The organism is Streptomyces yokosukanensis (genome assembly GCF_001514035.1).
Classification (GTDB): Bacteria; Actinomycetota; Actinomycetes; order Streptomycetales; family Streptomycetaceae; genus Streptomyces; species Streptomyces yokosukanensis.
In genome coordinates this window covers 1-1,214 of the sequence record NZ_KQ948287.1, presented here as the reverse complement: position 1 = coordinate 1,214, position 1,214 = coordinate 1, and the positions used below count along the sequence as shown (strand labels likewise).

2 protein-coding genes are annotated in these 1,214 nt (G+C 67.0%); both read right to left on the bottom strand.

The features are described from left to right. Positions 1-12: 12 nt before the first annotated feature. Positions 13-564, bottom strand: coding sequence for a transposase (locus tag AQI95_RS44205; RefSeq protein WP_244189131.1), 552 nt, complete (start codon positions 562-564; stop codon positions 13-15). Further along, positions 537-1,208, bottom strand: coding sequence for a helix-turn-helix domain-containing protein (locus tag AQI95_RS46195; RefSeq protein WP_244189132.1), 672 nt, complete (start codon positions 1,206-1,208; stop codon positions 537-539). The genes AQI95_RS44205 and AQI95_RS46195 overlap by 28 nt, the downstream gene beginning before the upstream one ends. Positions 1,209-1,214 lie beyond the last annotated feature (6 nt).

Genomic DNA, 1,214 nt, shown 5'->3' with positions numbered 1-1,214 from the left:
GTGCTGGATTCATCAAACGGCGTACACATATTGGCGTCGTCGTACCCGTGTTGATGGTGCCGGTCTTCCCCATATCCAAGGCCGGGCTCGTGCGTTGAGCTGGGCTGTTGCCAGGCGGGTGGCTTGGTCGATCTCGGGTGGTCCGGCGAAGGACTGGCCGGCGAGGGCCGCCTTGCGGAAGATGCGCCACCAGCCTTCCTGGAGGTTGAGCCAGCAGGCGCCGACGGGGATGAAGACGTGCCGGATTCTGGGATGGTCCTCCAGCCAGGTGCGGGTGGACAGACTGTTGTGCGAGGACAGGTTGTCGGTGACCACGTAGATGTCGCCAGCCGGATTGGCTGTCTCGATCTTCTGGAGAAACTGCTGGTAGAAGGCACTGTTGCGGGAGGAGGCGGTCATGGTGACCTCGTGTCCGTCCCGTACCCGCAGGGCGCCGTAGACCCAGGTCTTCTCCGGCCCGCGACCGTAGTCGACCTCGGATTTGATGCGGTGGCCGTCCGGCGACCAGCCCGGCGCCGGCGGGAAGGTGCGGGGGATCACCGGTCCGAGCTCGTCGGCGCACACGACCGTCGCGCCTTCGGGCGGGCAGGTGTAGAGCCCGATGATCCTCGTCCTTTTCCCTCGAACTCTGGGTCCTTCGAGCGGGTCCAGGACCGGGTGCGGCGCCACCGCAGCCCCTCGTCCAGCAGGATCCGCCGGACCTGACTGCGACCTATCTGGATGCCCAGCCGCGTCGCCTCAGTGGCCAGCGCGTCGAGAGTCCACTCCGGTGGCCCGGCCTCGTCCGCCGCGGAGAGATCGCCGCCCGCCTGCACCGTCAGCCGGCCCGGTGCCGGCTGTCTGACCAGGCCGATGATCTGGGAACGTTCCGCCTCGGAGATCCGTCGCTTTCGGCCCTGACCGCCCAGGTCTTCCAGCCCGTCCAGACCTGAGCGGTTGAAGCGGTGCAGCCACCGGCGAACAGTCTTGGGACTGCACCTCAACTCATCGGCTATGGCAGGCACTCGCTGTCCGGACCAGCTCAGCTCAACCATCCGTGCCCGCATCACCAGATCACGAGGCGCCTTGCGCGCTCGCGCCAGTCGACGCACGAGCTGTTCCTCGCTCCCGTCACGGCTCAGCCGTGCCTGTAACACCACCGTCCAGCACCCGCCCCCGAGCAGCCGAACCACCCCGCCACCAGGACATATACCCAGCGAAAGAGGAATCCAGCA